The 24880-nt window shown below is 73.4% G+C and carries 23 protein-coding genes and 2 rRNA genes; 19 read left to right on the forward strand and 6 right to left on the reverse strand.

The features are described from left to right. The 4 genes from ACIBBD_RS19880 to ACIBBD_RS19895 form a co-directional block, all read left to right on the forward strand. Positions 1–73 (forward strand): 23S ribosomal RNA (locus tag ACIBBD_RS19880); the annotation flags it as partial. Positions 74–174: 101 nt separating this feature from the next. Further along, a 5S ribosomal RNA gene (gene rrf / locus ACIBBD_RS19885) occupies positions 175–291 on the forward strand. 75 nt (positions 292–366) lie between these two features. Next, the gene (locus ACIBBD_RS19890; protein ID WP_399421037.1) at positions 367–1641 is read left to right on the forward strand and encodes a hypothetical protein; all 1275 of its coding nucleotides are present in this window, start codon (positions 367–369) and stop codon (positions 1639–1641) included. Continuing rightward, positions 1533–2276 (forward strand): tetratricopeptide repeat protein, encoded by a 744-nt coding sequence (locus ACIBBD_RS19895; protein WP_399421021.1) that lies wholly within the window; start codon positions 1533–1535, stop codon positions 2274–2276. The genes ACIBBD_RS19890 and ACIBBD_RS19895 overlap by 109 nt, the downstream gene beginning before the upstream one ends. A 68-nt stretch (positions 2277–2344) precedes the next feature. Here ACIBBD_RS19895 and ACIBBD_RS19900 read toward each other — a convergent pair whose 3' ends face one another. Next, positions 2345–3631: a DUF1015 domain-containing protein gene (locus ACIBBD_RS19900; RefSeq protein ID WP_399420756.1), complete on the reverse strand. Its 1287-nt coding sequence runs from the start codon at positions 3629–3631 to the stop codon at positions 2345–2347. Positions 3632–3703: 72 nt separating this feature from the next. On the opposite strand from ACIBBD_RS19900, the gene ACIBBD_RS19905 reads away from it, so the two are divergent. The 4 genes from ACIBBD_RS19905 to ACIBBD_RS19920 all read left to right on the forward strand — a co-directional run bounded on the left by ACIBBD_RS19905 (position 3704) and on the right by ACIBBD_RS19920 (position 7932). After that, on the forward strand, positions 3704–4732 hold the full coding sequence (locus ACIBBD_RS19905; protein ID WP_399420757.1) for an HAD hydrolase-like protein: 1029 nt from the start codon (positions 3704–3706) through the stop codon (positions 4730–4732). 122 nt (positions 4733–4854) lie between these two features. Then, positions 4855–5898: a FecCD family ABC transporter permease gene (locus ACIBBD_RS19910; RefSeq protein ID WP_399420758.1), complete on the forward strand. Its 1044-nt coding sequence runs from the start codon at positions 4855–4857 to the stop codon at positions 5896–5898. An 89-nt stretch (positions 5899–5987) separates the two neighbouring features. Then, the gene (locus ACIBBD_RS19915) at positions 5988–7007 is read left to right on the forward strand and encodes a FecCD family ABC transporter permease (RefSeq protein ID WP_399421022.1); all 1020 of its coding nucleotides are present in this window, start codon (positions 5988–5990) and stop codon (positions 7005–7007) included. Between the two features lie 37 nt (positions 7008–7044). After that, positions 7045–7932 (forward strand): ABC transporter ATP-binding protein, encoded by an 888-nt coding sequence (locus tag ACIBBD_RS19920; RefSeq protein WP_399420759.1) that lies wholly within the window; start codon positions 7045–7047, stop codon positions 7930–7932. Here the strand turns inward: ACIBBD_RS19920 and ACIBBD_RS19925 are convergent. After that, positions 7916–8263: an SCP2 sterol-binding domain-containing protein gene (locus ACIBBD_RS19925; RefSeq protein WP_399420760.1), complete on the reverse strand. Its 348-nt coding sequence runs from the start codon at positions 8261–8263 to the stop codon at positions 7916–7918. The two genes, ACIBBD_RS19920 and ACIBBD_RS19925, sit on opposite strands and share 17 nt — an antisense overlap. A gap of 42 nt (positions 8264–8305) precedes the next feature. Between ACIBBD_RS19925 and ACIBBD_RS19930 the strand changes: the two genes are divergently transcribed. The 5 genes from ACIBBD_RS19930 (at position 8306) to ACIBBD_RS19950 (ending at position 14193) form a co-directional block, all read left to right on the forward strand. Continuing rightward, positions 8306–8581 carry a hypothetical protein gene (locus ACIBBD_RS19930; RefSeq protein WP_399420762.1) on the forward strand — a complete coding sequence of 92 codons (276 nt, stop codon included), beginning with the start codon at positions 8306–8308 and terminating at the stop codon, positions 8579–8581. 7 nt (positions 8582–8588) lie between these two features. After that, positions 8589–9404, forward strand: coding sequence for a TlyA family RNA methyltransferase (locus ACIBBD_RS19935; RefSeq protein ID WP_399420763.1), 816 nt, complete (start codon positions 8589–8591; stop codon positions 9402–9404). Then, positions 9401–10306: an NAD kinase gene (locus ACIBBD_RS19940; RefSeq protein ID WP_399420764.1), complete on the forward strand. Its 906-nt coding sequence runs from the start codon at positions 9401–9403 to the stop codon at positions 10304–10306. Before ACIBBD_RS19935 ends, ACIBBD_RS19940 begins: the two co-directional genes overlap by 4 nt. A gap of 328 nt (positions 10307–10634) precedes the next feature. Continuing rightward, positions 10635–12353 carry a DNA repair protein RecN gene (gene recN, locus ACIBBD_RS19945; RefSeq protein ID WP_399421023.1) on the forward strand — a complete coding sequence of 573 codons (1719 nt, stop codon included), beginning with the start codon at positions 10635–10637 and terminating at the stop codon, positions 12351–12353. A gap of 718 nt (positions 12354–13071) precedes the next feature. Next, positions 13072–14193 carry a glycosyltransferase family 4 protein gene (locus ACIBBD_RS19950; protein ID WP_399420765.1) on the forward strand — a complete coding sequence of 374 codons (1122 nt, stop codon included), beginning with the start codon at positions 13072–13074 and terminating at the stop codon, positions 14191–14193. A 111-nt stretch (positions 14194–14304) separates the two neighbouring features. On the opposite strand, the gene ACIBBD_RS19955 is transcribed toward ACIBBD_RS19950, so the two are convergent. Further along, complete coding sequence (locus ACIBBD_RS19955) at positions 14305–14505, reverse strand: hypothetical protein (protein WP_399420766.1); 201 nt, start codon at positions 14503–14505, stop codon at positions 14305–14307. A gap of 99 nt (positions 14506–14604) precedes the next feature. Between ACIBBD_RS19955 and ACIBBD_RS19960 the strand changes: the two genes are divergently transcribed. Both ACIBBD_RS19960 and ACIBBD_RS19965 read left to right on the forward strand, forming a co-directional pair. Further along, positions 14605–15000, forward strand: a complete 396-nt coding sequence (locus ACIBBD_RS19960) for an alcohol dehydrogenase catalytic domain-containing protein (protein WP_399420767.1) — start codon at positions 14605–14607, stop codon at positions 14998–15000. Positions 15001–15329: 329 nt separating this feature from the next. Beyond that, complete coding sequence (locus tag ACIBBD_RS19965) at positions 15330–15692, forward strand: hypothetical protein (RefSeq protein ID WP_399420768.1); 363 nt, start codon at positions 15330–15332, stop codon at positions 15690–15692. Positions 15693–15755: 63 nt separating this feature from the next. Here ACIBBD_RS19965 and ACIBBD_RS19970 read toward each other — a convergent pair whose 3' ends face one another. Beyond that, a complete protein-coding gene (locus ACIBBD_RS19970) occupies positions 15756–17399 on the reverse strand; it encodes a PucR family transcriptional regulator (protein ID WP_399420769.1) in 1644 nt (547 codons plus the stop codon). Between the two features lie 155 nt (positions 17400–17554). Between ACIBBD_RS19970 and ACIBBD_RS19975 the strand changes: the two genes are divergently transcribed. Both ACIBBD_RS19975 and ACIBBD_RS19980 read left to right on the forward strand, forming a co-directional pair. After that, positions 17555–18184, forward strand: a complete 630-nt coding sequence (locus ACIBBD_RS19975; protein WP_399420770.1) for an LLM class flavin-dependent oxidoreductase — start codon at positions 17555–17557, stop codon at positions 18182–18184. 42 nt (positions 18185–18226) lie between these two features. Beyond that, complete coding sequence (locus tag ACIBBD_RS19980; RefSeq protein ID WP_399420772.1) at positions 18227–18490, forward strand: hypothetical protein; 264 nt, start codon at positions 18227–18229, stop codon at positions 18488–18490. 105 nt (positions 18491–18595) lie between these two features. Here ACIBBD_RS19980 and ACIBBD_RS19985 read toward each other — a convergent pair whose 3' ends face one another. After that, positions 18596–19978, reverse strand: coding sequence for an FAD-binding protein (locus ACIBBD_RS19985; protein ID WP_399420773.1), 1383 nt, complete (start codon positions 19976–19978; stop codon positions 18596–18598). A gap of 102 nt (positions 19979–20080) precedes the next feature. Further along, positions 20081–21883, reverse strand: coding sequence for a glycoside hydrolase family 15 protein (locus tag ACIBBD_RS19990; protein ID WP_399421024.1), 1803 nt, complete (start codon positions 21881–21883; stop codon positions 20081–20083). Positions 21884–22411: 528 nt separating this feature from the next. Here ACIBBD_RS19990 and ACIBBD_RS19995 point away from each other — a divergent pair. Both ACIBBD_RS19995 and ACIBBD_RS20000 read left to right on the forward strand, forming a co-directional pair. Next, positions 22412–24100, forward strand: a complete 1689-nt coding sequence (locus tag ACIBBD_RS19995) for a CTP synthase (protein WP_399420774.1) — start codon at positions 22412–22414, stop codon at positions 24098–24100. Between the two features lie 117 nt (positions 24101–24217). Further along, entirely contained in the window at positions 24218–24844 is a 627-nt protein-coding gene (locus tag ACIBBD_RS20000) for an NUDIX domain-containing protein (RefSeq protein ID WP_399420775.1), read from the forward strand. The last annotated feature ends 36 nt before the right edge of the window (positions 24845–24880 follow it).

Raw genomic sequence — 24880 nt, forward strand, 5'->3', positions numbered from 1 at the left:
GTTGATAGGCCGGATCTGGAAGCACGGTAACGTGTGGAGGTGACCGGTACTAATAGGCCGAGGGCTTGTCCTCAGTTGCTCGCGTCCACTGTGTTAGTTCTGAGGCAACGACCGTTGCCGGCTAGAGCTTGAAACAAGTAAAAAGTGTGCTTGTTCGCTCGAAACCATTAGGGTTTCGGTGGTTATAGCGTGAGGGAAACGCCCGGTTACATTTCGAACCCGGAAGCTAAGCCTTACAGCGCCGATGGTACTGCAGGGGGGACCCTGTGGGAGAGTAGGACGCCGCCGAACAATCTTTGGAAGGACCCCTGGTCACCAGCGTTCAGCTGGGACCAGGGGTCCTTTTGTTTTTCCATAGCGCGCCGGGTGGGTACCCGGCTGCGCGAGAATGACTTGCGGTACCGAAGACAGGAGTCACCATGTCCACCAACTCTCCCGACGACCGACCGGAGCGCGACCAGCGGCGACGGGACAGTGGGGACCGCGGCGACCGCGGTCATTTCCGCGGGGACCGTGGCGAGCGGGGCGACCGTGGTGGGTTCCGTCGTGACAACGACCGTGGTGGCTCCGGCGGTTACGGTCGGCGTGACGACCGCCGTGATGACCGTGACCGCGGGGACCGTGGCGGTGACCGGGGCGGCTTCCGCCGGGACGACCGCCGGGACGATCGGCGGGGCGACGACCGTGGGGACCGCGGTGGCTTCCGTCGGGAGGACCGTCGGGACGACCACCGTGGGGGCTACGGTGATCGCGATCGTGGGAGCTACGGCCGGCGCGACGACCGCCGCGAAGGCGATCGGGGTTCGCGTCCGGCGTTCCAGAAGGACGACCGGGACCGCGGCTTCCGGCGTGACGACCGGGGTGACCGGCCCGGGTTCCGGCGTGACGACCGCGGTGACCGGCCCGGGTTCCGGCGTGACGACCGGGGTGACCGGCCCGGGTTCCGGCGTGACGACCGGGGTGACCGGCCCGGGTTCCGGCGTGACGAGCGCAGTGACCGGGGTGACCGGCCCGACTTCCGGCGCGACGACGACCGTGGCGGTCATGGTCGGCGCGACGACCACCGTGGTGGGTTCGCCCGGCGCGACGACCGCCGCGACGACCGTGGGGATCGCGGTGACCGGGGCGGGTTCCGTCGGGACGACCGCCGTGATGACCGGCGTGATGATCGCCGTGACGACCACCGCGGTGGCTCCGGAGGTTACGGCCGGCGTGACGACCGCCGCGACGACCGTGGGGATCGCGGTGACCGGGGCGGGTTCCGTCGGGACGAGCGGCGCGATGACCGGCGCGACGACCGTCGGGGCGACGACCGCGGGGACCGTGGAGGGTTCCGTCGGGACGACAGCCGGGGTGGTGAGCGCGGTGGGTACCGCGGGCGCGACGACCGCGGTGGGCGCGGGCCGCGTCGTGACGACCGTGGCGGTCGGCCCGGTGGTTTCCGGGGCCGGGACGGGCGGGACGACCGGCGTGGCGGCGGACGGTTCCGTGACGAGCGGGATCGTGACCGGGACCGCGAGCCGATCAAGCGGCTGCCGATCCCGGAGGACGTCACCGGCGAGGAGATCGACAAGGACGTACGGCAGGAACTGCAGAGTCTGCCGAAGACGCTCGCCGAGGACGTCGCCAAGAACCTGGTGATGGTCGCCCGGCTCATCGACGAGGACCCCGAGGGGGCCTACGGGTACTCCAGGGTGGCTCTGCGGCTGGCGTCCAGGGTCGCCGCCGTGCGGGAGGCGGCCGGGTTCGCCGCGTACGCCAACCAGAAGTACAGCGAGGCGCTGGCCGAGTTCCGGGCCGCGCGGCGGATGACGGGGAGTGCGGACCTGTGGCCCGTCATGGCCGACTGCGAGCGCGGGCTCGGGCGGCCGGAGAAGGCGCTGGACATGGCCGGGGCCCCCGAGGTGCACAAGCTCGACAAGGCCGGACAGGTGGAGATGCGGCTCGTCGCGGCCGGGGCCCGGCGTGACATGGGGCAGCTGGACGCGGCCATCGTGACGCTGCAGAGCCCCGAGCTGGCCTCCAACGCCGTACAGCCGTGGACCGCGCGGCTGCGGTACGCGTACGCCGACGCGCTGCTGGCCGCGGGGCGGGAGAGCGAGGCGCGGGAGTGGTTCGCGAAGGCCGTGGAGGCCGACCGGGACGGCAGCACGGACGCCTCGGACCGGCTGGCGGAGCTGGACGGCGTGGAGTTCACGGACGCGCTGGACGAGGACGCCGTCGAGGGCGGGCCGGCTGAGGACAAGGCCCAGGACAAGGCCGACGGGCAGGACTGACCTACGTCGGTGAAAGGGGCGGGACGACCGGTGGCACCGGTCGTCCCGCCCCTTTCGTGTGTCCGGGGTCAGATGTCCAGGGCGCGCAGGACCAGGCCCGAGGCGGGTTTCGGGCCGAAGGACGTCGACTTGCGGGGCATCGTGACGCCCTGGCGGGCGAGGTCGCGGACGACCTCCTCGCGGACCGGGTGCAGCAGGACCGCCGTACCGCCGTCGCGTTGGGCCTTCTCGACCGTGGCGGCCGTGTCGTGGATGTAGGCGATGCGGGTGGGGTCGTCCTCCGGGATGTGCCACACGTGGTCGAGGAGGGTGGCGTGCAGGACCGTCGCGTCCAGGGTGCGCCAGGCGTGCGGGCGGTCGGTGGGGACCGTGCGGGCGAGGAGGGCCGGGTCCGGGCGGTCGAGGAGGTGGAAGGCACCGTCGCCGGCCAGGAGGAAGGCGTTGCCCGCGCAGGCGGCGTCGGCCAGGGCGTCGAGTGCCTCCGGCAGCGGTGTCTCCAGGCGGCGGACGCGGAACAGGCCCTCGACGGCAGCCAGGGCCTCCGCGACCGGCAGGCCGTGCAGGAGGCGGTGGATGGCGCGGACGCGCAGCGGGTAGCGGGCGGTGTCGACGAGGAGGACCAGACCGTGGTCCCAGGGGCTGGGAGAAGGGTGCTCCGCGCGTAGACGGCGGTAGGTCGCCCAGCGGTGGTGGCCGTCGGCGATCAGGGCCTGGTGGTGGGAGAGCTCGGCCTGGACGCGGGCCACCTCGGCCGGGTCGGTGACCGACCAGAGGCGGTGGCTGAAGCCGTCCTCCGTGGTCGTGGAGAGGAGCGGGGTCCGCTCGGCGGTGCGTTCCACGACCTCGGCCGCCGTGCCGTTGCCCCGGTAGGTGAGGAGGAGGGGTTCGAGGTTGGCGTACGTGGCGCGCATCAGGGCGGCCCGGTCGGCGACGATGTGCGGCATGACGTCCTCGTGGGGCAGGACGACGCCGACCGAGGGCTCGGAGACGCGCAGGGTGCCGATGACGCCGCGCTGGAGGATGCCGTCGGCGTGGTGGTGCTGCTCGTAGACGTACAGGGCCGGTTCGGGGTCGGCGGTCAGGACGCCCTCGGAGAGCCAGTGGCGGAGGGTGGCCGCGGCCTGTTCGTTGCGGGCGCCGGGCGTGGTGGCCTGGGGGAGAATCAGGCGGACGATGTTGTGCGGGTCCGCGTCCTGGAGCTGGTGCAGGCCGTCGGGGCGGACCACGACGTCGTACGGCGGGGAGGTGACGGCCGCGAGGCTGCCGACCCGGTCGGGGTCGTAGCGCAGGCCTCGGAACGGGGTGAGTTCCAGGCCTCGGGGCGCCGTTGCTTCCGAGTGACCCGCTGTGTTCATCCCGGCATCGTACGTGTGTCGGTGGCATGCGGGATGATCGGGGGAAAGCGAGCGAACGAGGAGCGATGCGGAATGAGCCGGAGCGTCAGGAGGAGGCCCGAGAGCAGTGGGCAGGCCCTGAGCGAGGCGTACGACACGGCGCTGCTCGACCTGGACGGGGTGGTGTACGCGGGCGGGAGCGCGATCGTGCACGCCGTCGAGTCGCTGGCCACCGCGCGGGCGGGCGGGATGCATCTCGCGTACGTCACCAACAACGCGCTGCGGACCCCGGACGTGGTGGCCGCGCACCTGACGGAGCTGGGGATACCGACGGGGGCCGATGACGTCATCACCTCGGCGCAGGCGGTGGCACGGTTGATCAGTGAGCAGGTGCCGGCGGGGGCGCGGGTGCTGGTCATCGGCGGGGAGGGGCTGCGGGTCGCGCTGCGCGAGCGCGGGCTCGAGCCCGTCGAGTCGGCGGACGACGATCCGGCGGCCGTCGCGCAGGGGTACGGCGGGCCCGACCTGCCGTGGGGGCGGTTCGCGGAGGCGTCGTACGCCGTCGCGCGCGGGGTGCCGTGGTTCGCGTCCAACACGGACCTGACCATTCCCAGCGGTCGGGGGATCGCGCCGGGCAACGGGGCCGCGGTGGAGGTGGTGCGGATCGCGACCGGGGCCGAGCCGCAGGTCGCGGGCAAGCCGCTGCCTCCCATGCACCGGGAGACGATCCTGCGCACGGGTGCCGAGCGGCCGCTGGTGGTGGGGGACCGGCTGGACACCGACATCGAGGGGGCGTACCACGGGGAGGTCGACTCGCTGCTGGTCCTCACCGGGGTGACCGACGGCGCCCAACTCCTCGCCGCGCCGCCGCAGCACCGGCCGACGTACGTCGACCGGGATCTGCGGGGTCTGCTCACCGGGCAGCCCGAGGTCACGGCTGAGGGGGACGGCTTCCGGTGCGGGGGCTGGACGGTGACGGCGGGTGCCGAGCGGCTGGAGCTGGAGGGGGACGGTGACGCGCTGGACGGGCTGCGGGCGTTGTGCGCGGCCGCGTGGACGGCGGCGGGGGAGGGCTCGTGCGGGCTGGACGGGGGGAAGGCGTTGGCACGGCTGGGGTTGTGAGGGGCCGTCGCACCGAGGGGCGGGGCCGTCGCACCGAGGTGCGGCCGGTGTGATCCTGTGAACCCGGCGAAGGCCGTGACCAGGGATCGAGGGAAAATGCCAGGGTAGGCTAACCTAACTGCGTGTTGGTCGACAGTGTTCCCGAACAGCGCGCGGAGACAGCCCCCGCGCCCCCAACCCGCCGGGCGATACGTTCCGTTGGGCTGCTCGTCGCCGTAGTGCTCCTGCTGGTGGTGGCGGTGGCGAGTATCGCCATCGGTGCCAAGGAGCTGTCCCTCGCACAGGTCTGGCACGGTCTGTTCGAGGACACGGGGACCTACGGTGACGTCGTCGTGGGAGAGCGGCTGTCGCGGACCGTGCTCGGGCTGCTCGTCGGTGCCGCGCTGGGACTGGCCGGAGCCGTGCTCCAGGCCCTCACGCGCAACCCGCTGGCCGACCCCGGTCTGCTCGGCATCAACGCCGGTGCCTCGGCCGCGGTCGTCACCGCCGTCACCTACCTCGGCGTCAGCAGCCTGACCGGGTACGTGTGGTTCGCCTTCTTCGGCGCGGCCGCGGTCGGCGCGCTGGTCTGGTTCCTCGGCGGCAGCCGGGGGGCCACGCCCGTGCGGCTCGCGCTCGCCGGCACCGCGATCGCCGCCGCGCTCTTCGGCTACGTCCAGGCCGTCATGATCCTCGACCAGGCGGCGCTCGCCAAGATGCGCTTCTGGACGGTCGGTTCGCTGACCTCCGCGACCAATGACACCATCTGGCAGGTGCTGCCCTTCATGGCGGTCGGCACGCTGCTCTCGTTCGGCCTCGCCCGGCCGTTGAACGCCATGGCGATGGGTGACGACACCGCCAAGGCGCTCGGCGCGCACCTCAACCGCACCCGGGCGCTGGCCATGCTGGCCGCCACCGTGCTGTGCGGTGCCGCGACCGCCGCCTGCGGGCCGATCGTGTTCGTCGGGCTGATGGTCCCGCACGTCGTGCGCTCCTTCACCGGACCCGACCTGCGCTGGATCATGCCGTACGCGGCGATCCTGTCGCCGGTGCTGCTGCTCGGCTCCGACGTCATCGGCCGGGTCGTCGCCCGGCCCTCCGAGGTCCAGGTCGGGATCATCACCGCGATCATCGGCGGCCCGGTCTTCATCTTTCTCGTACGACGGCGGAGGACGGCCCAGCTGTGAAGACCGCATCCCACACCGCACCGGAGCAGGCCGCTCGGCAGCGGCCGGCCGCGCCGTCGGGCGCCCGTACCCCCGGCGCTCCCCGTGCCGTGCGCACGCCCGGCGGGCTCTCCCTCCGGCTGGACGTGCGTGCCCTGGTCGTCGTCGTGCTGCTGGTGGTCGCCGCGCTCGCCGCGAGCGTGGTGCTGATCGGCACCGGGGACTTCGCGATCCCGGCCGGCGACGTGCTGAAGACGCTCGCGGGCAACGGCACCGAGGGCCAGGAGTTCATCGTCAACGAGCTGCGGATGCCGCGCGTCCTCGTGGGGCTGCTCGTCGGTGCCGCGCTGGGGCTCGGCGGCGCCGTGTTCCAGGCCGTCTCCCGCAATCCGCTGGGCAGCCCGGACGTGCTCGGACTCGGGCAGGGGGCGACGGCCGGCGCGCTCGTGGTGATCGTGCTGATGTCCGGGTCCGCCAACCAGGTCGCCGTCGGGGCGCTCGTGGGCGGTCTGGTGACCGGTGCCGCCATCTACCTGCTCGCCTGGAAGCGCGGAGTGCACGGCTATCGGCTGGTGCTGGTCGGCATCGGCGTCTCGGCCATCGCGACCGCGGTCAACGGCTATCTGATCACCAAGGCCGACCTCGTCGACGCGGCCCGCGCGGTCGTGTGGATGACCGGCTCGCTCGACGGCCGGGACTGGAAGCAGGTCTGGCCGCTGCTCGTCCTGTGCTGCGTCCTCGTCCCGCTCGTCCTCGCCAACGCGCGCGGGCTGCGGATGATGGAGATGGGCGACGACGTCTCCAACGCCCTCGGGGTGCGCGTGGAGCGCGTACGGCTGCTGCTGATGGTCGCCGCCGTCCTGCTCACCGCGGCCGCCACCGCCGCCGCGGGCCCCGTCGCCTTCGTGGCGCTCACCGCGCCCCAGCTCGCCCGGCGCCTGACCCGCTCGCCCGGGCCGAACCTCGTGCCCGCCCTGTGCATGGGCGCCGCCCTCCTGGTCACCGCGGACTGGGCCGCGCAACGGCTCTTCGGCGACGGACAGCTGCCGGTGGGCGTGGTGACCGGCGTGCTCGGCGGTGTCTACCTGCTGTGGCTGCTGGTCACCGAGCGCAAGGCGGGCCGGATATGAGGCCGGGCCGCGAGCCGGGCCGACGACGGGGCCGGATATGAGCGCCACCACCCGTGTCAGCCACGGGCTGAACAACCAAAGGAGCACCGTGAACCGCCTGTCCGCCGAGAACGTCACCCTCGCCTACGACCAGCGGGTCATCGCCGAACAGCTGTCGGTGGAGATCCCCGACCACTCCTTCACCGTGATCGTCGGCCCCAACGCCTGCGGCAAGTCGACCCTGCTGCGGGCGCTGTCGCGGATGCTGAAGCCGAGCGAGGGCCGGGTGCTGCTCGACGGGCAGGTCATCCAGTCGATGCCGGCGAAGAAGGTCGCACGGACGCTCGGCCTGCTCCCGCAGTCGTCCATCGCGCCCGACGGCATCACCGTCGCCGACCTGGTGGGCCGTGGCCGGTACCCGCACCAGGGCATCCTGCGCCAGTGGTCGACGGAGGACGAGCGGGTCGTGCGGGAGTCGATGGCGCAGACCGGTGTCGCCGAACTCGCCGACCGGTACGTCGACGAGCTGTCCGGTGGTCAGCGCCAGCGCGTGTGGATCGCGATGGCGCTCGCCCAGCAGACCCCGCTGCTGCTGCTCGACGAGCCGACCACCTACCTCGACATCCAGCACCAGATCGACGTCCTCGACCTGTGCGCCGAGCTGCACGAGGAGCAGGGCCGCACCCTGGTCGCCGTGCTGCACGACCTCAACCACGCCGCCCGGTACGCCACCCACCTCATCGCGCTGAAGGCCGGCGAGGTCATCGCGCAGGGCGCGCCGAACGACGTCGTCACGGCCGGGCTGGTCGAGGAGGTCTTCGGGCTGCGCTGCCAGGTCATCGACGACCCGGAGACGGGTACGCCGCTGGTGGTGCCGGCGGCGCGGAAGGCGCGGGCGGGGGACAGGGTCGAGGACCGGAAGGTCGTGGCTACAGAAGCTTCCTGAGCCGGAACAGGTCGCGCAGGCTCGCCTCCAGCGTCACCTGGCCGGAGCCCCACGCCCTCGCGAAGTTCAGCTCGCCGTCGACCAGGGCGACCAGGTCGTCGCCGGACATGGCGAGGCGGATCTGGGCCTTCTCCGGCGGCGGTCCCTGCAGGGTGTCGTCGACCTCGAGTCGGCCGCCGGTGAGGCGGCCGACGAAGGTGACGTCCAGGTCGGTGACGCGGCAGCTCACCGAGCGGTCCATGGCCGCGGCGTCGCGGACGTCGTCCTCGGCGCCCCGCAGGGTGTCCGAGAGCTTCTCCAGTGCGGCGCGGCACTCCTCGATCGTGGCCATCGCGCTCGACGGTACCCCAGCTGTTCGCGGTAGCGTCGGGGCATGAGCGACACAGTGCCGGAGAGCGACGGCCCGCAGGAGGCCGGACCCGGGGACGACCCCGCCGCCCCCGCGCCCCTGGACGTCCCCCGCACCCCCACCGGCGACGCCGAGGTGGACGCCCGTCTGGAGCGGCTGGCCGACGCCGACCACCTCCCCACGGACGGCCACATCGAGGTGTACGAGGATGTACACCGGGGGCTGCGCGACGCGCTCACCGCGCTCGACGCCCGCCCGGGACCTCCGGCGCCCCCCTCGCCGTACGGAAGCAGGAGCTGAACCCAACGTGGCAGGAGTCGCACGTCGTCGTCTGGACGCGGAGCTGGTGCGCCGGAAGCTCGCGCGGTCGCGTGAGCACGCCAGCCAGCTGATCGCCGCGGGGCGGGTCACCGTCGGCAGGAACGTCGCGACCAAGCCGGCCACACAGGTGGAGACCGCGGCGGCCATCGTCGTCGCGGCCGACGACAGCGATCCCGAGTACGTGTCGCGGGGCGGGCACAAGCTGGCCGGCGCGCTGGAGGTGTTCGTGCCGCAGGGGCTCGTCGTCGCGGGGCGGCGGGCGCTGGACGCCGGCGCGTCCACCGGGGGCTTCACCGACGTACTGCTGCGGGCGGGGGCCGCGCACGTGGTCGCCGTGGACGTCGGATACGGACAACTCGCCTGGTCTCTGCAGAGCGATGAACGCGTCACCGTCAAGGACCGTACGAACGTACGCGAGTTGACGCTCGAAGCGATCGATGGGGAGCCAGTGGATCTTGTCGTGGGGGACTTGTCCTTCATCCCGCTCGGGCTGGTGCTGCCGGCTCTGGCGCGGTGCACCGAGCCGGACGCGGACCTGGTGATGATGGTCAAGCCGCAGTTCGAGGTGGGTAAGGAGCGGCTGGGCAGCGGGGGCGTCGTACGCAGCCCTCAGCTGCGGGCCGAGGCGGTGCGGGGCGTGGCGGAGAAGGCGTGGGACCTCGGACTCGGCGTGAAGGGTGTCACCGCCAGTCCGCTGCCCGGGCCGTCGGGCAACGTCGAGTACTTTCTGTGGCTCCGGGCCGGGGCGCCTGCTCCGGACCCGGCCGATGTCGATCGTGCAGTGGCGGAGGGGCCGCGTTGACACAGAACCGAGCTCGTACTGTTTTCCTGCTGGCCCACACGGGCCGGCCCGCCGCGATCCGCAGCGCGGAGCTGGTCGTGAAGGGGCTGCTGCGCGAGGGCATCGGCGTGCGCGTCCTGGAGTACGAGGCGGCCGACCTTCCCCTGCCGGACGAGGTGGAGCTGGTCGCCGAGGCCACCCCGCAGTGCCTGGAGGGCTGCGAGCTGCTCATCGTCCTCGGCGGTGACGGCACGCTGCTGCGCGGCGCCGAGTTCGCGCGGGCGTCCGGGGTGCCGATGCTCGGCGTCAACCTCGGCAGCGTGGGGTTCCTCGCGGAGGCCGAGCGGGACGACCTCGACAAGGTCGTCGACCGGGTGGTGACGAGGGCGTACGAGGTCGAGGAGCGGATGACCGTCGATGTCGTCGTGCACCGCAACGGGGACATCGTGCACACGGACTGGGCGCTGAACGAGGCGGCGGTGCAGAAGGCCGGCGCGGAGAAGCTGCTCGAGGTCGTGCTGGAGATCGACGGGCGGCCGGTCACGGGGTTCGGGTGCGACGGGATCGTGCTGTCCACGCCGACCGGGTCGACGGCGTACGCGTTCTCGGCGGGCGGGCCCGTGGTGTGGCCCGAGGTCGAGGCGTTGCTGATGGTGCCGATCAGTGCGCACGCGCTGTTCGCGAAGCCGTTGGTGACCTCGCCCGATTCGGTGCTCGCCGTCGAGTTGCTGCCCCACATTCCGCCCGGGGTCCTGTGGTGCGACGGGCGGCGGACCTTCGAGCTGCCCCCGGGGGCTCGGGTGGAGGTGCGGCGGGGGGCCGTGCCGGTGCGGCTCGCCCGGCTGCATCACGCGTCGTTCACGGACCGGCTGGTGGCGAAGTTCGCGTTGCCCGTCTCGGGGTGGCGGGGTACGCGGCACTGAACGGGGCGGTCGGCGCTGGGCGGGGCGGCGGGGGGCGCCCGGGGCCGGGGGGGGGGGGGGGGGCCGGGCCCCCCCCCCGGGGCGGGGGCGCCCCCCCCCCCCCCACCCCCCCCCCCGGGGGGCGGGGGGGGGGGGGGGGGGGGGGGGGGGGGGGCGCCCCGGGGGGGGGGGGGGGGGGGGGGTGTGGGGGGGGGGGGGGGGGGGGGGGGGGGGGGGGGGGGGCGCCCGGCGCCGGGCGGGGGTGAGGGGCACGTCCACCCGCGCGGGTGACAGGGCGCCTCGCACTTCCCCTCCCCGACCTCGTAAGGTCGTGTCCGTGTTGGAGGAGATGCGGATACGGTCGCTCGGAGTCATCGACGACGCGGTGGTCGAGCTGTCGCCCGGCTTCACCGCCGTCACGGGTGAGACGGGCGCGGGCAAGACCATGGTGGTCACCAGCCTCGGGCTGCTGCTGGGCGGGCGCGCCGACGCCGCGCTCGTGCGGATCGGTGCCGACAAGGCGGTCGTGGAGGGTCGGATCGCCGTGCCCGCGGACGCCTCGGTGGTCGTACGGGCCGAGGAGGCCGGGGCGGAGCTCGACGACGGGGCGTTGCTGATCAGCCGTACCGTTTCGGCCGAGGGGCGGTCGCGGGCCCACGTCGGCGGGCGCAGTGTGCCGGTGGGGCTGCTGGCCGACCTGGCCGACGAACTCGTCGCCGTGCACGGGCAGACCGACCAGCAGGGGCTGCTGAAGCTGTCCCGGCAGCGGCAGGCGCTCGACCGGTACGCGGGCGACGCGGTCGCCGTACCGCTCGCCAAGTACACGGAGGCCTACCGGCGGCTGAGGGCCGTGTCCGTGGAGCTCGACGAGATCACCACGCGCGCGCGTGAGCGGGCCCAGGAGGCCGACATGCTGCGCTACGGCCTCGACGAGATCGCGGCCGTGGAGCCGCGCGCCGGGGAGGACGTGGAGCTGGCGGAGGAGGCGGAGCGGCTCGGGCACGCGGAGGCCCTGTCCTCGGCCGCCACGGCCGCCCACGCGGCCCTCGCGGGCAATCCGGAGGACCCCGAGGGCATCGACGCCGCCACGCTCGTCGCGGGCGCCCAGCGGGCCCTGGAGGCCGTGCGGTCGCACGATCCGGCGCTGGCCGCGCTCGCGGACCGGATCGGGGAGATCGCGATCCTGCTGGGCGACGCCGCGGGGGAGCTGGCGGGGTACGCCGACGACCTGGACGCCGATCCGCTGCGGCTGGCGGCCGTGGAGGAGCGGCGGGCCGCGCTCACCGCGCTGACCCGGAAGTACGGGGAGGACGTCGGCGCCGTCCTGGCCTGGGCCGAGCGGGGCGCCGCGCGGCTCACCGAGCTGGACGGTGACGACGAGCGGATCGACGAGCTGACCGCCGAGCGGGACGCGCTGCGGACCGAACTGGGCGGGCTGGCGCAGGCCCTGACCGACGCGCGGACGGAGGCCGCCGACCGGTTCGCCGCCGCCGTGACCGCCGAGCTGGCCTCGCTGGCCATGCCGCACGCGCGCGTGTCGTTCGAGATCCGGCAGACGGAGGACCCGGAGGGCGTGGAGGTCGGCGGGCGCACGGTCGCCTACGGGCCGTCCGGCGTCGACGAGGTCGAACTGTTGCTCGCCCCGCACCCGGGGGCGCCGCCGCGGCCCATCGCCAAGGGCGCGTCCGGCGGTGAGCTCTCGCGCGTGATGCTCGCGGTCGAGGTGGTGTTCGCGGGGACGGATCCCGTGCCGACGTACCTGTTCGACGAGGTCGACGCGGGTGTGGGCGGCAAGGCCGCGGTCGAGATCGGGCGGCGGCTGGCGCGGCTCGCGAAGACCGCGCAGGTCGTCGTCGTCACGCACCTTCCGCAGGTCGCCGCCTTCGCCGACCGGCAGCTGCTGGTCGAGAAGACGAACGACGGGTCGGTGACCCGTTCCGGCGTGAAGGTCCTCGAGGGCGAGGAGCGCATTCGGGAGCTGTCCCGGATGCTCGCCGGGCAGGAGGACTCGGAGACCGCCCGGGCGCACGCGGAGGAGCTGCTGGCGACGGCGCGGGCGGACGCCTAGGGCCTTCCGGCGGATCGAAAGGTCGCGGGAGACCGGCGGGAACCCGTCGGCGCGGCTTCCTTCCGGGGCGGTGCCGGTTCCCTTCCCGGGAGGCGGTGCCGGTTTCCCTCCGGGGATCCGTCGCGGTCGGTCTCCTTCCGCGGGTTCCGCCGGTGCCGGTGAGCGGTGTGTCCGGCTGCTCGGGAGGTGTGGGGGAGGGGCGGTGGCCCGCGTGTGGCCTGTCCCCCCTCGGGGCGTGGGCGCGGGGCGCCTGCTCGCCCGTGCGGCTTCCCGCTTCCCGGAGGTCGACGGTCGCCGGGGCCGTCCCGCCGGACGATCTCGGTGGGCGCGCGCCGGTCGGAGACACGGGGGCGCACGCGCTGGGCGCGCTGCTCGGTGTGGCGATCGTGGTGGGCGACCGGCGGGCGGGACCGCTCGCGCTTGCCGCCGCCGTGGTGCGCCCGGCGGTGTACGCGGAGAGGGTGAGCGCGTGCCTCGATGGCCGGCGGTCCGGCCGGTCTGACCGCAATCGAACGGATCCCTGCCTTCCTTCACTCGTGTGGGTGACCTAGGGGGCCGTGTTGCCGGAACCCCGGGTGCTCGACGGCACGGAACACCCGTACGTGCTGGCATCCTTGGCCTAGTACGTGGAGGAGCGCGAGCGGTCCACCCCTCCGCCCGTTCCCCTTCTGTACGTTCCATCGTGACCGTCCGACGCCGAACCAGGAGCCCCGGCCACGTGAGCAGCCACTCACCGCACGGCCAGTCGCCGCTGCGCACCGTGCAGGTGCTGGGCGGCGGCAACGCCGGCAGCAGCGCGCATGTGCGCTCCCTGGCCGCGGGGCTCGTCGCACGGGGCGTGCGGGTGACGGTGTGCGCCCCCGCCGAGGCCGCTCACACCTACGACTTCGCGGGCGCCGGTGCCGAACACGTGCCCGTCCCGCGCAGCAGCGACCCCGCGTCCGTGGCGGCGCTGCGGGCGGCCTGCACGGACGCCGACCTCGTCCACGCGCACGGGCTGCACGCCTCCTTCCGGGCCGTGCTCGCGCTCAGCGGGCGGCGCACGCCGCTCGTCGTCACCTGGCACAACCGGGCGTACGCCGAGGGCGCCCGCGCCCATCTGCTGCGCCTGCTGGAGCGGCGGGTCGCGAAGGCGGCCGCCGTCGTGCTCGGTACGACGTCCGAACTGGTGGACCGGGCCCGCCGGACGGGGGCGCGCGACGCCCGGCTCGCCGCCGTGGCGCTGCCCGGAACCCGGCCCGCCGAGGAGGACCCCGAACGGCCGCGCCCCAAGGTGCGGGCCGAACTCGGCGCGATCTGCCGCCCGTTGCTGATGGCCGTCGGCTCCCTGGAGCGCCACCGCGGCTACGACGTCCTGCTGGACGCCGCGCGCGCGTGGCGCCGACTGGACCCCGTGCCGCTGGTCGTGGTCGCGGGGGAGGGGCCGCTGCGGGCGGAACTGCAGCGCCGTATCGAGGACGAGGAGCTGCCCGTCCGGCTCATCGGGCGGCGGGACGACGTGAGCGAACTGCTGGCCGCCGCCGACCTCGCCCTGCTGACCGGTGGTGAGGAGTCGCGGTCCGTCCTTGCGCAGGAGGCCCTCCACGCGCGCGTGCCGCTCGTGGCCGCGCTGGCCGGCGGTGTCCGCGAACTCGTCGGCGACGCGGCCGAGCTCGTCCCGCACGGCGACGCGGACGCCCTCTCCGGCGCCGTCGTCCGGCTGCTCGGCGACCCGGGACGGTGCGAGCGGCTCCGGGACCTCGGCACCCGGCAGGCGGCCACCTGGCCGAGCGAGGACGAGACCGTCGCCCAGGTCCTCAGCGTCTACGACGAACTGACGCAGCCCCGGCCGATGATCTGAGCCGGCCTCACCGCGCGGTGGCGCGCGCCGGGTGGAGGGCGTCGAGCAGGCCCGGGAACGCCTCGCCCATCTCCTCGCGGCGCAGCGAGGTGCCCACGTAGGACCGCCGGATCAGGCCCCCCACGCGCAGCACCTTGGAGTGGTGCGTGGCGGTCGACCTGCTGACCGTCGCTCGAATCCGCCGCAGGCGATGTCCCGTCCGGCGGCGTCCAACTGCGTGACGATACTGCGGCGTACCGGGTCGACGAGGGCCTCCAGCACCTGCTGGAGGTCGAACTGCGACACCTCGGGGTGTGGGGGCGTGCGTCCCATGGGCCGCATCGTAGGTCCACAGCCATCGAAGTACGATCGTGATGGAAGTATGATGGCGGTCGAAGTATTGGGGGGCGCGGTACGGGAGGGGGAGGGCGTATGGCCAGGACGGTGCGGTTCCCCGAGGTGGGCGGACCCGGGGTGTTACGGCTGGAGGACGTCCCGGTGGGGGAACCGGGGCCGGGCGAGGTGCGGATCCGGGTGGACGCCGTCGGGGTCAACCGGGCCGAGGCACTGTTCCGGTCCGACCGGCACATCGAGCCGGTCAGGCAACTGCCCGCCCGGCTGGGCAACCAGGCGGCGGGCGTCGTCGAGGCCGTCGGCCCGGACGTCGCCGGGTTCACGGCGGGGCAGGCGGTCAGCGTCCTGCCGGTCACCTCGCCCAACAGCTACGGCGTGTACGCCGAGCGCGCGATCGTCCCGGCGGCCGCGCTCGTGCCCCGGCCGCGGACCGCCGACGCCGTCTCCGGCGCCGCGTGTGGATGCCGTGCCTGAGGCCTACGGCGGGATGGTCGAGGTGGGCGGGCTGCGGCCCGGGGACGTCGCGGTCGTCGACGCGGCGTCCAGCAGCGTCGGTCCGGCCGCGATCCACACGGCCCTGCGGGTCGGTGCCACCCCGCTCGCGGTCACCCGGACCCGTGCCAAGCGGCAGCGTCCGCTGGACCAGGGGGCCGCTGGACCAGGGGGGCGCCGACGTGCTCGTCTCCGACGAGGAGGACGTGACGGCCCGGGTGCTGGAGCTGTCGTGCGGGCGCACCAACACATGGAATCCGGCCGGCAGTTCGAGAAAACAGTCGTCAGCGTCGCACACTAGGGGGAATCACATGCCGTCCGTACTCGTGGTCGGTTACGAACCGGCCGCCGCGACCGGTCTCATCCCGGGCGTCGACCCGGACGCCATCCGCGCCGGCGTCGACGAGCAACTGGCCCGATTCGCCGAGCGGGGCATCGACGCCGCCCTGGCGACGGTCGTCGCCGACGGGACGGCCGAGCCCGCTCTCGTCGCCGCACTGACCGAGCGCCCGTGGGACGTGGTGGTCGTCGGCGCCGGAATCCGCAAGACGGACGCCCTGGTGCCCCTGTTCGAGCAAGCCCTGGCCCTGATCCACCGTCACGCGCCGCAGGCCGCCGTCGCCTTCAACACCTTCCCGGGGGACACGGTCGAGGCGGCACTGCGCCGGCTCTGAGGCGGGCTGCCGGCCGCGGGAACAGCGGCACACGGCATCGGCTCCGCCGGCCGGCCGGACGGCTCAGGGCACCAGACGCCGTGCCCGCAGGGCCAGGCTCAGGGCCAGGACCGTCTGCGGGTCGTCGAGGTCCGTGCCCAGCAACTCGCCGATGCGGGCGAGGCGGTTGTACAGGGTCTGACGGTTGAGGTGGAGTTCGCGGGCCGTCTCCGCCTTGCGCCCCGCGTGGGCCAGGTAGGTCTCCAGGGTGGGCAGCAGGGGCGGCCTGGAGCGGTGGTCGTGGTCGCGGACCGGGCCGATCGCGCGGTCCACGAAGGCCGCCAGGTCGGGATGGTCGCGCAGGCGCCACAGCAGCAGGTCGATGTCGAGGCGGCGGGCGTCGTACCAGGGCCGGTCCGACAGACCCTGGGCGGCGGTCGCCGTCTCCGCCGCGTGCCTGAGGCCCGCGGAGGCCGCCGCCCAGCCGCCCGCGACCCCGACGACCACGACCGGCGGCCGGGCCCCCGGCCGTTGCATACCGGCCCGTTCCACCCCGGCCCGCAGCGCCGCCGCCACCCGGTCCGCCACCGCCGACCGCTCCGACTCCGCGCGCAGGCCCAGCAGCACCGGCACCCGGCCCTCCACCGGCCGTACCCCCAGCAGCACCGGCACCCCCACCGACGCCAGCTCCTCCGCCACCGCGCGGGCGAGCACCGCCCAGCCCCCGCCCGGGGAGAGCGCGTCGCCCAGCCGCATCACGACGGGCAGCAGCGGACTGTCGCCGGGCCGGAACCCCAGGACGCGCGCCTGCGCGGGAGCGTCCTCCGCGGCGATACGCCCCTCGGCGAGGTCGGTCAGGAAGTCGCCCCGCCCGCGGGCCGCCAACTCCTCCTCCTGCCGTGCCTGCATCAGCACCACGGCCAGGATGCCGGCCGCCCGTTCGGCCGCCATGCGGTGCACCGGGGCGAGCGGGGCCCGGACCGGCAGCAGCACGAGCCGGGCGCGCACCGCACCCGCCCCCGGCCCGCCCCCGGGCACGTCCACCAGGACCGAACCGGCGGGCGGCGGCGCGTCCTTGTGCGGCCCCCGCAGCCCCTCCCACACCTGGAGCGGATCCGCCCCCTCGGGCCCGGCACCGGCCGCGTACAGCAGCCGGCCGTCGGTCGTCTCCAGGAAGACCGGGTTGCCGCCGAAGTCCGCGAGGATGCCCAGGACCTGAGGGATCCCGCCCCCGCCGAGCAGGGCCTCCGTGCAGCGGCGGTGCACTTCCTCCGCCCGCTGGAGCAGCGCGTAGTGGCCGTTGACGATCTCGGTGTGGATCTCCTCGGTGACCGTCACGAACGGCACCTCGCGGTGCAGCTGGACCAGGGGCAGGCCGGTCGTCCGCGCCGTCTCCACCAGGGCCGCGGGCAGGCGCGTGAAGCGCGGGCCCAGTTCGATCACCAGCGCCGCGATGCCCCGCTCGGCCAGGGTGCGCACGAACGCCCGCTGCTCGGCCGGGCGGGTGCCGAGGCCGTAGCCCGTGGTCAGCAGCAGCTCGCCGCCCTTGAGCAGGGAGGCGATGTTCGGGACCTCGCCCGCGTGCACCCAGCGCACCGTGCGGCCCAGCCGGTCCGCGCCCGCGAGGATCTCGGGCAGCCCGCTGCGCAGGCCGGGCAGCTCCAGCGCGCGCTGGACGGTGATGCCCGCGCCCCGGCTGTCGAATCGGTGGTCCGTACGGCTGTCCATGCAGCGGACGCTACCTGCGCGGACGTTCGGGCGACATCTCGCGGCGCCGTCACGCAGACGATCCCCGGGCCTCCTCCGCCGACGCGTCACCGCCGCACCGGGTTGGAGCGGGGACCACCGGGTAGCGGCGGGCCATGGAGATGAGTGTGGTCGCCGTGGCACGTGAGGACGACAGCCCGGTCGACGAGGCGCTGCGGGTCGCGGCGCTCGCAGACCGGCTCGGCTGCCGGGAGGTGTGGGCGGGTGAAGGGCCGACCTGGGACTCCTTCGTCCTGGCCGCGGGGATCGCGCGGGTCACCGAGCGGGCGGCGCTGACGGCCGGTCCCGTACCGGTGTCGGTGCGCGATCCGCTGACCATCGCCCGGGGTGCCGCGTCGGTCGCGGCCGTCACCGGGCGGCCGGTCGGCGTCGCCCTGGGCACGTCCGGCAAGCGCGTGGTGGAGGGGGTGCACGGGCGGTCCCGGGCCCGGCCCGCCACCGTCCTGACGGAGACGGCGCGGGCCGTGCGGGACCTGCTGCACGGCGCGCCCGGTGAGCCGATCGTGCCCGGCAGCACCTTCCGGCGCCGCCTGCCGCCGCCGGGCGGCCCGCTCACCGTCGCCGCGTTCGGGGACCGTGCGATCGCCGCGGCCGCCGCGCACGCCGACCGCATGCTGCTCGACCTGGTCTCCCCGGCGCAGGTGCGCGAACTGCGCGCCAAGCTGCTGGCGGCGGCCGACGCGGTGGGCCGTACGCCGCCCACGCTCGCCGCCTGGCTGCCGGCCGCCGTCGACCCCGATCCCTAGTCGCTCCACCAGATACTCGGCAGCATCGCGGGATACCTGACCGTGCCCGGGTACGCCGACGTGTTCCGCGAGGCCGGGTTCGGCGAGGCCGTCGACCTGGCCGCGTCCGGCGCCGACCGTGCGACGCTGGTCCGCGCCCTGCCCGCCGAGGCGGCGGCCATGGTCGGCCTGGTCGGCGACGCCGGCACCGTACGCGCCCGCGTCTACGCCTACACCGAGGCGGGCCTCGACGAGATCGCTCTCGTTCCGGCGACGGCGGGCGATCCGGCGGGTGAGCGGACACTGAGGGCACTCCGGCCGGCCTGACGGCGGGCGGGGGCGACCTCGCTTTCGGGTCGGCTCGATGGCGTGCGCGGGGGCGACCTCGTCCCTCGGGTCGGCTCGATGGCGTGCGCGGGGACGACCTGACTCTCAGGTCGGCTTGATGTTGTGGTTGAAGCGGAAGACGTTGTCGGGGTCGTAGCGCCGTTTCAGCTCGCCGAGCCGTCGGGTGTTCCCGGCGCCCACGCCGGCCACGACCCGCTCGGCGCCCTCGTCGCCGATGAAGTTGAGGTACACGTCTCCGGTCCTCCACGGGCGGGCGTCGGCGCGGACGTCCCGGACCCACCGCACGCACCGCTCGTCGTCCGCCGGGTCCTCCCAGATCCCGAACGGGTGCACCACCCACGGGGCGTCCCGGAACGGCACCGGATACGCGTGCGGCCCGGCGGCGATCGCGCCGCCCTGCGGGAACAGGACGTGCTGCGTGCCGGTCGGCACCGGCATGGACCCCGCGCGGGCGCAGAAGACGTCCAGGAAGTCGTCGGGCGTACCCGTCAGGTACTCCGCCGACCAGTAGTTCCGCATCCCGGGCGGAAAATCGATCATGCACTGCACGTCCGCGTACGGCATCGCCCCGACGATCTCCGCCTCGTGCGGCAGCGCCAGCAGCGGTTCGGCCAGCTTGCGCAGGTCCCCCTCGGCACCGGCGTACGTCAGGAGCACACCGCACAGCAGCGTGCCGACCAGGTGCGGCGGGACGAACGGCTCGGGCGGGCCGGTGAGGTAGAGGACGGCGCCGCCCGCCTCGTCGGGGCCGGCGGTGATCACGTCGCGGTAGGTGCGGGTGGTCTCGGGGCCGGCCTCCGGGAGGTACAGCAGCAGGGCGACGGAGAACTCCGGCAGCTCGTACAGCTTCAGGGTGAGCGCGGTGGCCACGCCGAAGTTGCCGCCGCCTCCGTGCAGCGCCCAGAACAGGTCGGGATTCTCGTCGGCGTTCGCGTGGACCCGTTCGCCGTCCGCGGTGACCAGCTCGACGCCGAGCAGGTTGTCGACCGCCAGCCCGCACCAGCGGTCCAGCCAGCCGGTGCCACCGCCGAGGACGAAGCCGCCGACGCCGGTGGTGGAGGTCCGCCCGCCGGTCGTGGCGAGACCGTAGGGCTCGGTGGCGCGGTCCAGGTCGCCCATCGTGGCGCCGCCCGCGATCCGTACCGCCTCGGCCGCGGGATCGACGGTGACCGCGCGCATGTGCCGCAGGTCGACGACCAGGCCGTTGTCGTTCACCGCCATGCCCGCCACGCTGTGTCCGCCGCCGCGCACCGCGATCTTGAGGTCCAGGTCCCGGCCGAACCGCACGGCCCGTACGACGTCGTCCTCGTCCACGCACTGCGCGATCACCGCCGGACGGCGGTCGACCATCGCGTTGAACACCGCCCGGGCCTCGTCGTAGCCCGGATCCCCCGGGGCGAACACGTCGCCGACCAGATCCTCGCGCAGCGCGGTCAGCGCCGCGCCCGCCTTCGACGGGGAGGCCATGGGGCGCCCCCTTCCGTGCAGGGGCTGATGGCTCCCAGCCTAGGCGGGCGCCGGGTCCCGGTCCTGTCGTCGGGTCCGTCCCGGTCTCATCCCGGTCCTGGGTCAGCCGCCGTAGGCGCCCGACGCCGTCAGGCGCAGGGCCGTGTCGATCAGCGGGACGTGGCTGAAGGCCTGGGGGAAGTTGCCGACCTGGCGCTGCAGGCGCGGGTCCCACTCCTCGGCGAGGAGACCGAGGTCGTTGCGCAGGGACAGCAGCTTCTCGAAGAGCTTGCGGGCCTCGTCCACGCGGCCGATCATCGCGAGGTCGTCCGCCATCCAGAACGAGCAGGCCAGGAAGGCGCCCTCGTCTCCGGGGAGGCCGTCGACGCCCTCGTGGTCGCCCTGTGTCGGATAGCGCAGGATGAAGCCGTCCGGCGTGGACAGCTCCCGCTGGATCGCCTCGATCGTGCCGATCACGCGCTTGTCGTCCGGGGGCAGGAAGCCCATCTGCGGGATCAGCAGCAGGGACGCGTCCAGCTCCTTCGAGCCGTAGGACTGCGTGAAGGTGTTGCGCTCCTTGTCGTAGCCCTTCTCGCACACGTCCCGGTGGATGTCGTCGCGCAGCTCGCGCCACTTCTCCAGCGGGCCGTCCGCGTCACCGGACTCGATCAGCTTGATCGTGCGGTCGACGGCGACCCAGGCCATGACCTTGGAATGCACGAAGTGGCGGCGCGGACCGCGCACCTCCCAGATGCCCTCGTCCGGCTCGTCCCAGTGGTCCTCCAGGTAGCGGATCAGCTTCAGCTGGAGCAGGGAGGCGTAGTCGTTGCGGGCCAGGCCGGTCATGTGGCCCAGGTGCAGGGCCTCGGTGACCTCGCCGTACACGTCCAGCTGCAGCTGGTGGGCGGCGCCGTTGCCGACCCGGACCGGAGCGGAGTTCTCGTAGCCGGGCAGCCAGTCCAGCTCCGCCTCGCCGAGCTCGCGCTCGCCGGCGATGCCGTACATGATCTGCAGGTTCTCCGGGTCGCCGGCGACCGCGCGCAGCAGCCACTCGCGCCAGGCGCGGGCCTCCTCGCGGTAGCCGGTGCGCAGCAGCGAGGACAGGGTGATGGCCGCGTCACGCAGCCAGGTGTAGCGGTAGTCCCAGTTGCGGACGCCGCCGATGTCCTCGGGGAGGGAGGTGGTGGGGGCCGCGACGATCCCGCCGGTGGGGGCGTAGGTCAGCGCCTTCAGCGTGATCAGCGAGCGGATCACGGCCTCGCGGTAGGGGCCGTGGTACGTACAGTGCTCGACCCACTCCCGCCAGAACTCCTCCGTCGCCTCCAGCGACTGCTCCGGCTCCGGCAGGGGCGGCGGCTCCTTGTGCGAGGGCTGCCAGGAGATGGTGAAGGCGATCCGGTCCCCGGGGGCGACCGTGAAGTCGGCGTACGTCGTCAGCGACTTTCCGTAGGTCTCGCAGTCGGTGTCGAACCACACCGAGTCCGGACCCGCGACGGCGACCGTGCGCCCCTCGTGCTTGTGCACCCACGGCACGACCCGGCCGTAGGAGAACCGCATCCGCAGGGCCGAGCGCATGGGGACGCGGCCGGAGACGCCCTCGACGATGCGGATCAGCTGCGGGGCGCCGTCACGCGGCGGCATGAAGTCGGTCACCCGGACCGTGCCGCGCGGGGTGTCCCACTCGGACTCCAGGATCAGCGAGTCGCCGCGGTAGGAGCGCCGGGCCGCGGTGGGCGGCTGCTGGTCGGATGCGTAGGCGGGCCCGAGCCGCCAGAAGCCGTGTTCCTCGGTGCCCAGCAGACCGGCGAAGATCGCGTGCGAGTCGAAGCGGGGCAGGCAGAGCCAGTCCACCGTGCCGTCACGGCAGACCAGCGCCGCTGTCTGCATGTCTCCGATGAGTGCGTAGTCTTCGATGCGCCCGGCCACGTGCAACTCCAGTCGAACGGCCACGTCACCCCACAAGGGGGCTGTCGCTAGTGCGGTCAAGGGGTCGTTGTAATGCGTCGTTGAGCGGTGAAGCAAAGCAGTCGCTCAGCCGTATTGGCAAAACGCCAATTCTTGCTCAACGAACTGACGAGCTCTCGTTGTTCCGGTGGATACGGGCGGGGGTGTTGCCGTGGTGTCCGGCCGGGCTCGACAGTGAGTGTCCGAGCAGGATACGACGCACGTAGATGATCTGTGTGCCGCTCCGGGCAACGCGGGCGGGCCGAACGGGTGAGCACCGGGTGAGAAGTCCGCGCGGAGGCACGGACCCGTGTCGGCGCGTGTGCGGAGCGTGGCCGGAAGCCATCTCCCCGAGGCGCTGATACCCTGGTAGCCCGTGGACCGGTGGGCTCGAAACCCCCGAACCGCAGCGACGCCTCCCCCGGAAACCGCCGGCCCAAACCGCTGGTGAGAGCCTCCGGGAGCCGCACCGCACCCCCAGACCGCGACCACGGGAGCCCCCTCTTGGCCATGCCGCCCGCTGCTTTCCGAAACAGCACAGCCACGACGACCAAGCACATCTTCGTCACCGGGGGTGTCGCCTCCTCTCTCGGCAAGGGGCTGACCGCCTCCAGCCTCGGCATGCTGCTCAAGGCGCGGGGCCTGCGCGTCGTGATGCAGAAGCTCGACCCTTACCTCAATGTCGACCCTGGCACGATGAACCCCTTCCAGCACGGTGAGGTGTTCGTCACCAACGACGGCGCCGAGACCGACCTGGACATCGGCCACTACGAGCGCTTCCTCGACCGCGACCTGGACGGCTCCGCCAACGTCACCACCGGTCAGATCTACTCGACCGTGATCGCCAAGGAACGCCGCGGCGAGTACCTGGGCGACACCGTGCAGGTCATCCCGCACATCACCAACGAGATCAAGCACCGCATCCGCCGCATGGCGACGGACGAGGTCGACGTCGTGATCACCGAGGTCGGCGGCACGGTCGGCGACATCGAGTCGCTGCCGTTCCTGGAGACGGTCCGCCAGGTCCGTCACGAGGTCGGCCGGGACAACGTCTTCGTGGTCCATATCTCTCTTCTTCCCTATATCGGCCCCTCCGGCGAGCTCAAGACCAAGCCGACCCAGCACAGTGTCGCCGCCCTGCGCAACATCGGTATCCAGCCGGACGCGATCGTGCTGCGCTGCGACCGTGAGGTCCCCACCGCCATCAAGCGCAAGATCTCGCTGATGTGCGACGTCGACGAGGCGGCGGTGGTGGCCTGTCCCGACGCCCGCTCGATCTACGACATCCCGAAGACCGTGCACGGCGAGGGCCTGGACGCCTACGTCGTCCGCAAGCTGGACCTGCCGTTCCGTGACGTGGACTGGACGACCTGGGACGACCTGCTCGACCGCGTCCACAACCCCGACCACGAGATCACCCTCGCCCTGGTCGGCAAGTACATCGACCTGCCCGACGCCTACCTCTCGGTCACCGAGGCCCTGCGTGCGGGCGGCTTCGCCAACCGGGCCCGCGTGAAGATCAAGTGGGTCACCTCCGACGACTGCAAGACCCCGGCCGGCGCCAAGGCCCAGCTCGCCGACGTCGACGGCATCTGCATCCCCGGCGGCTTCGGCGACCGCGGTGTGCTCGGCAAGGTCGGCGCCATCCGCTACGCCCGCGAGAACAAGATCCCGCTGCTCGGTCTCTGCCTGGGCCTGCAGTGCATCGTGATCGAGGCGGCCCGCAACCTCGCCGACATCTCGGACGCCAACTCCACCGAGTTCGACCCGGCCACCGCCCACCCGGTCATCTCCACCATGGCCGAGCAGCTCGACATCGTCGCCGGCGAGGGCGACATGGGCGGAACGATGCGTCTGGGCATGTACCCGGCCAAGCTGGCCGAGGGCTCCATCGTGCGCGAGGTGTACGACGGCAAGGAGTACATCGAGGAGCGGCACCGTCACCGCTACGAGGTGAACAACGCCTACCGCGCGGAGCTGGAGAAGAAGGCGGGCATCCTGTTCTCCGGCACCTCGCCGGACGGCAAGCTCGTGGAGTACGTCGAGTACCCGCGTGACGTCCACCCCTACCTGGTCGCCACGCAGGCCCATCCCGAGCTGCGCTCGCGGCCGACGCGTCCGCACCCGCTGTTCGCCGGCCTCGTCAAGGCGTCCGTCGAGCGTCAGCGGGCCCAGGGCGCGCGGGAGAATTCGAAGTAACACACCAGTTGTACGGTGGCCGGGGTGCATACCTTCAAAGGTGGGCACCCCGGTTTTGTTTTCGGCCGGTCTCCGGTGCGCGCGGCCGGTCGCTCTCGTACGTGTGGAAGGAAAGGCATGACGATCAAGGACACCCCCGAGGCGTGGGAGATCCGGGCGACGGAGACCCCCTTCGTGGGCAACAAGACCTCCGTCCGCACCGACGAGGTGGTCATGCCCGACGGCTCGGTGGTCCGCCGCGACTACCAGGTCCACCCGGGCTCGGTGGCCGTCCTCGCCCTCGACGCGGAGGACCGCGTCCTGCTCATCAAGCAGTACCGCCACCCCGTCCGGCAGAAGCTGTGGGAGATCCCGGCCGGTCTGCTCGACGTGCCCGGCGAGAACCCGCTGCACGCCGCCCAGCGTGAGCTGTACGAGGAGGCGCACGTCAAGGCGGAGGACTGGCGGGTCCTCACCGACGTGTACACGACGCCCGGCGGCTGTGACGAGGCCGTACGGATCTTCCTGGCCCGTGGTCTGTCGGAGGCCGACGGGCAGCGGTTCGAGGTGGAGGACGAGGAGGCCGACATGGAGCACGCGCGCGTGCCCGTCGCCGAGCTGGTCCGCGGTGTGCTCGCGGGCGACGTGCACAACAACTGCCTCGTCGTGGGTGTCCTGTCCCTGGTCGCCGCGCGCAGCGGGGACGGCCTGGACGCGCTGCGGCCGGCGCAGGCCCCGTGGCCGGCGCGTCCGTTCGAGGCGTGATCGCGCCGGGGCGGCGGGACCGGCTCACGGTGGCGT

The organism is Streptomyces sp. NPDC051315, assembly GCF_044455165.1.
In the GTDB taxonomy this organism is placed as follows: Bacteria; Actinomycetota; Actinomycetes; order Streptomycetales; family Streptomycetaceae; genus Streptomyces.

Bases quoted from the DNA above. Each gene is read 5' to 3' on its own strand.
- ACIBBD_RS19925 (WP_399420760.1), bottom strand. From the start codon at position 8,263: ATGGCCACGATCGAGGAGTGCCGCGCCGCACTGGAGAAGCTCTCGGAC.
- ACIBBD_RS19970 (WP_399420769.1), bottom strand. From the start codon at position 17,399: ATGGACAGCCGTACGGACCACCGATTCGACAGCCGGGGCGCGGGCATC.
- ACIBBD_RS20000 (WP_399420775.1), top strand. From the start codon at position 24,218: ATGACGATCAAGGACACCCCCGAGGCGTGGGAGATCCGGGCGACGGAG.
- recN (WP_399421023.1), top strand. From the start codon at position 10,635: ATGCGGATACGGTCGCTCGGAGTCATCGACGACGCGGTGGTCGAGCTG.
- ACIBBD_RS19920 (WP_399420759.1), top strand. From the start codon at position 7,045: ATGAGCGCCACCACCCGTGTCAGCCACGGGCTGAACAACCAAAGGAGC.
- ACIBBD_RS19995 (WP_399420774.1), top strand. From the start codon at position 22,412: ATGCCGCCCGCTGCTTTCCGAAACAGCACAGCCACGACGACCAAGCAC.
- ACIBBD_RS19955 (WP_399420766.1), bottom strand. From the start codon at position 14,505: ATGGGACGCACGCCCCCACACCCCGAGGTGTCGCAGTTCGACCTCCAG.
- ACIBBD_RS19985 (WP_399420773.1), bottom strand. From the start codon at position 19,978: ATGGCCTCCCCGTCGAAGGCGGGCGCGGCGCTGACCGCGCTGCGCGAG.
- ACIBBD_RS19905 (WP_399420757.1), top strand. From the start codon at position 3,704: ATGAGCCGGAGCGTCAGGAGGAGGCCCGAGAGCAGTGGGCAGGCCCTG.
- ACIBBD_RS19965 (WP_399420768.1), top strand. From the start codon at position 15,330: ATGCCGTCCGTACTCGTGGTCGGTTACGAACCGGCCGCCGCGACCGGT.
- ACIBBD_RS19900 (WP_399420756.1), bottom strand. From the start codon at position 3,631: ATGAACACAGCGGGTCACTCGGAAGCAACGGCGCCCCGAGGCCTGGAA.
- ACIBBD_RS19960 (WP_399420767.1), top strand. From the start codon at position 14,605: ATGGCCAGGACGGTGCGGTTCCCCGAGGTGGGCGGACCCGGGGTGTTA.
- ACIBBD_RS19930 (WP_399420762.1), top strand. From the start codon at position 8,306: ATGAGCGACACAGTGCCGGAGAGCGACGGCCCGCAGGAGGCCGGACCC.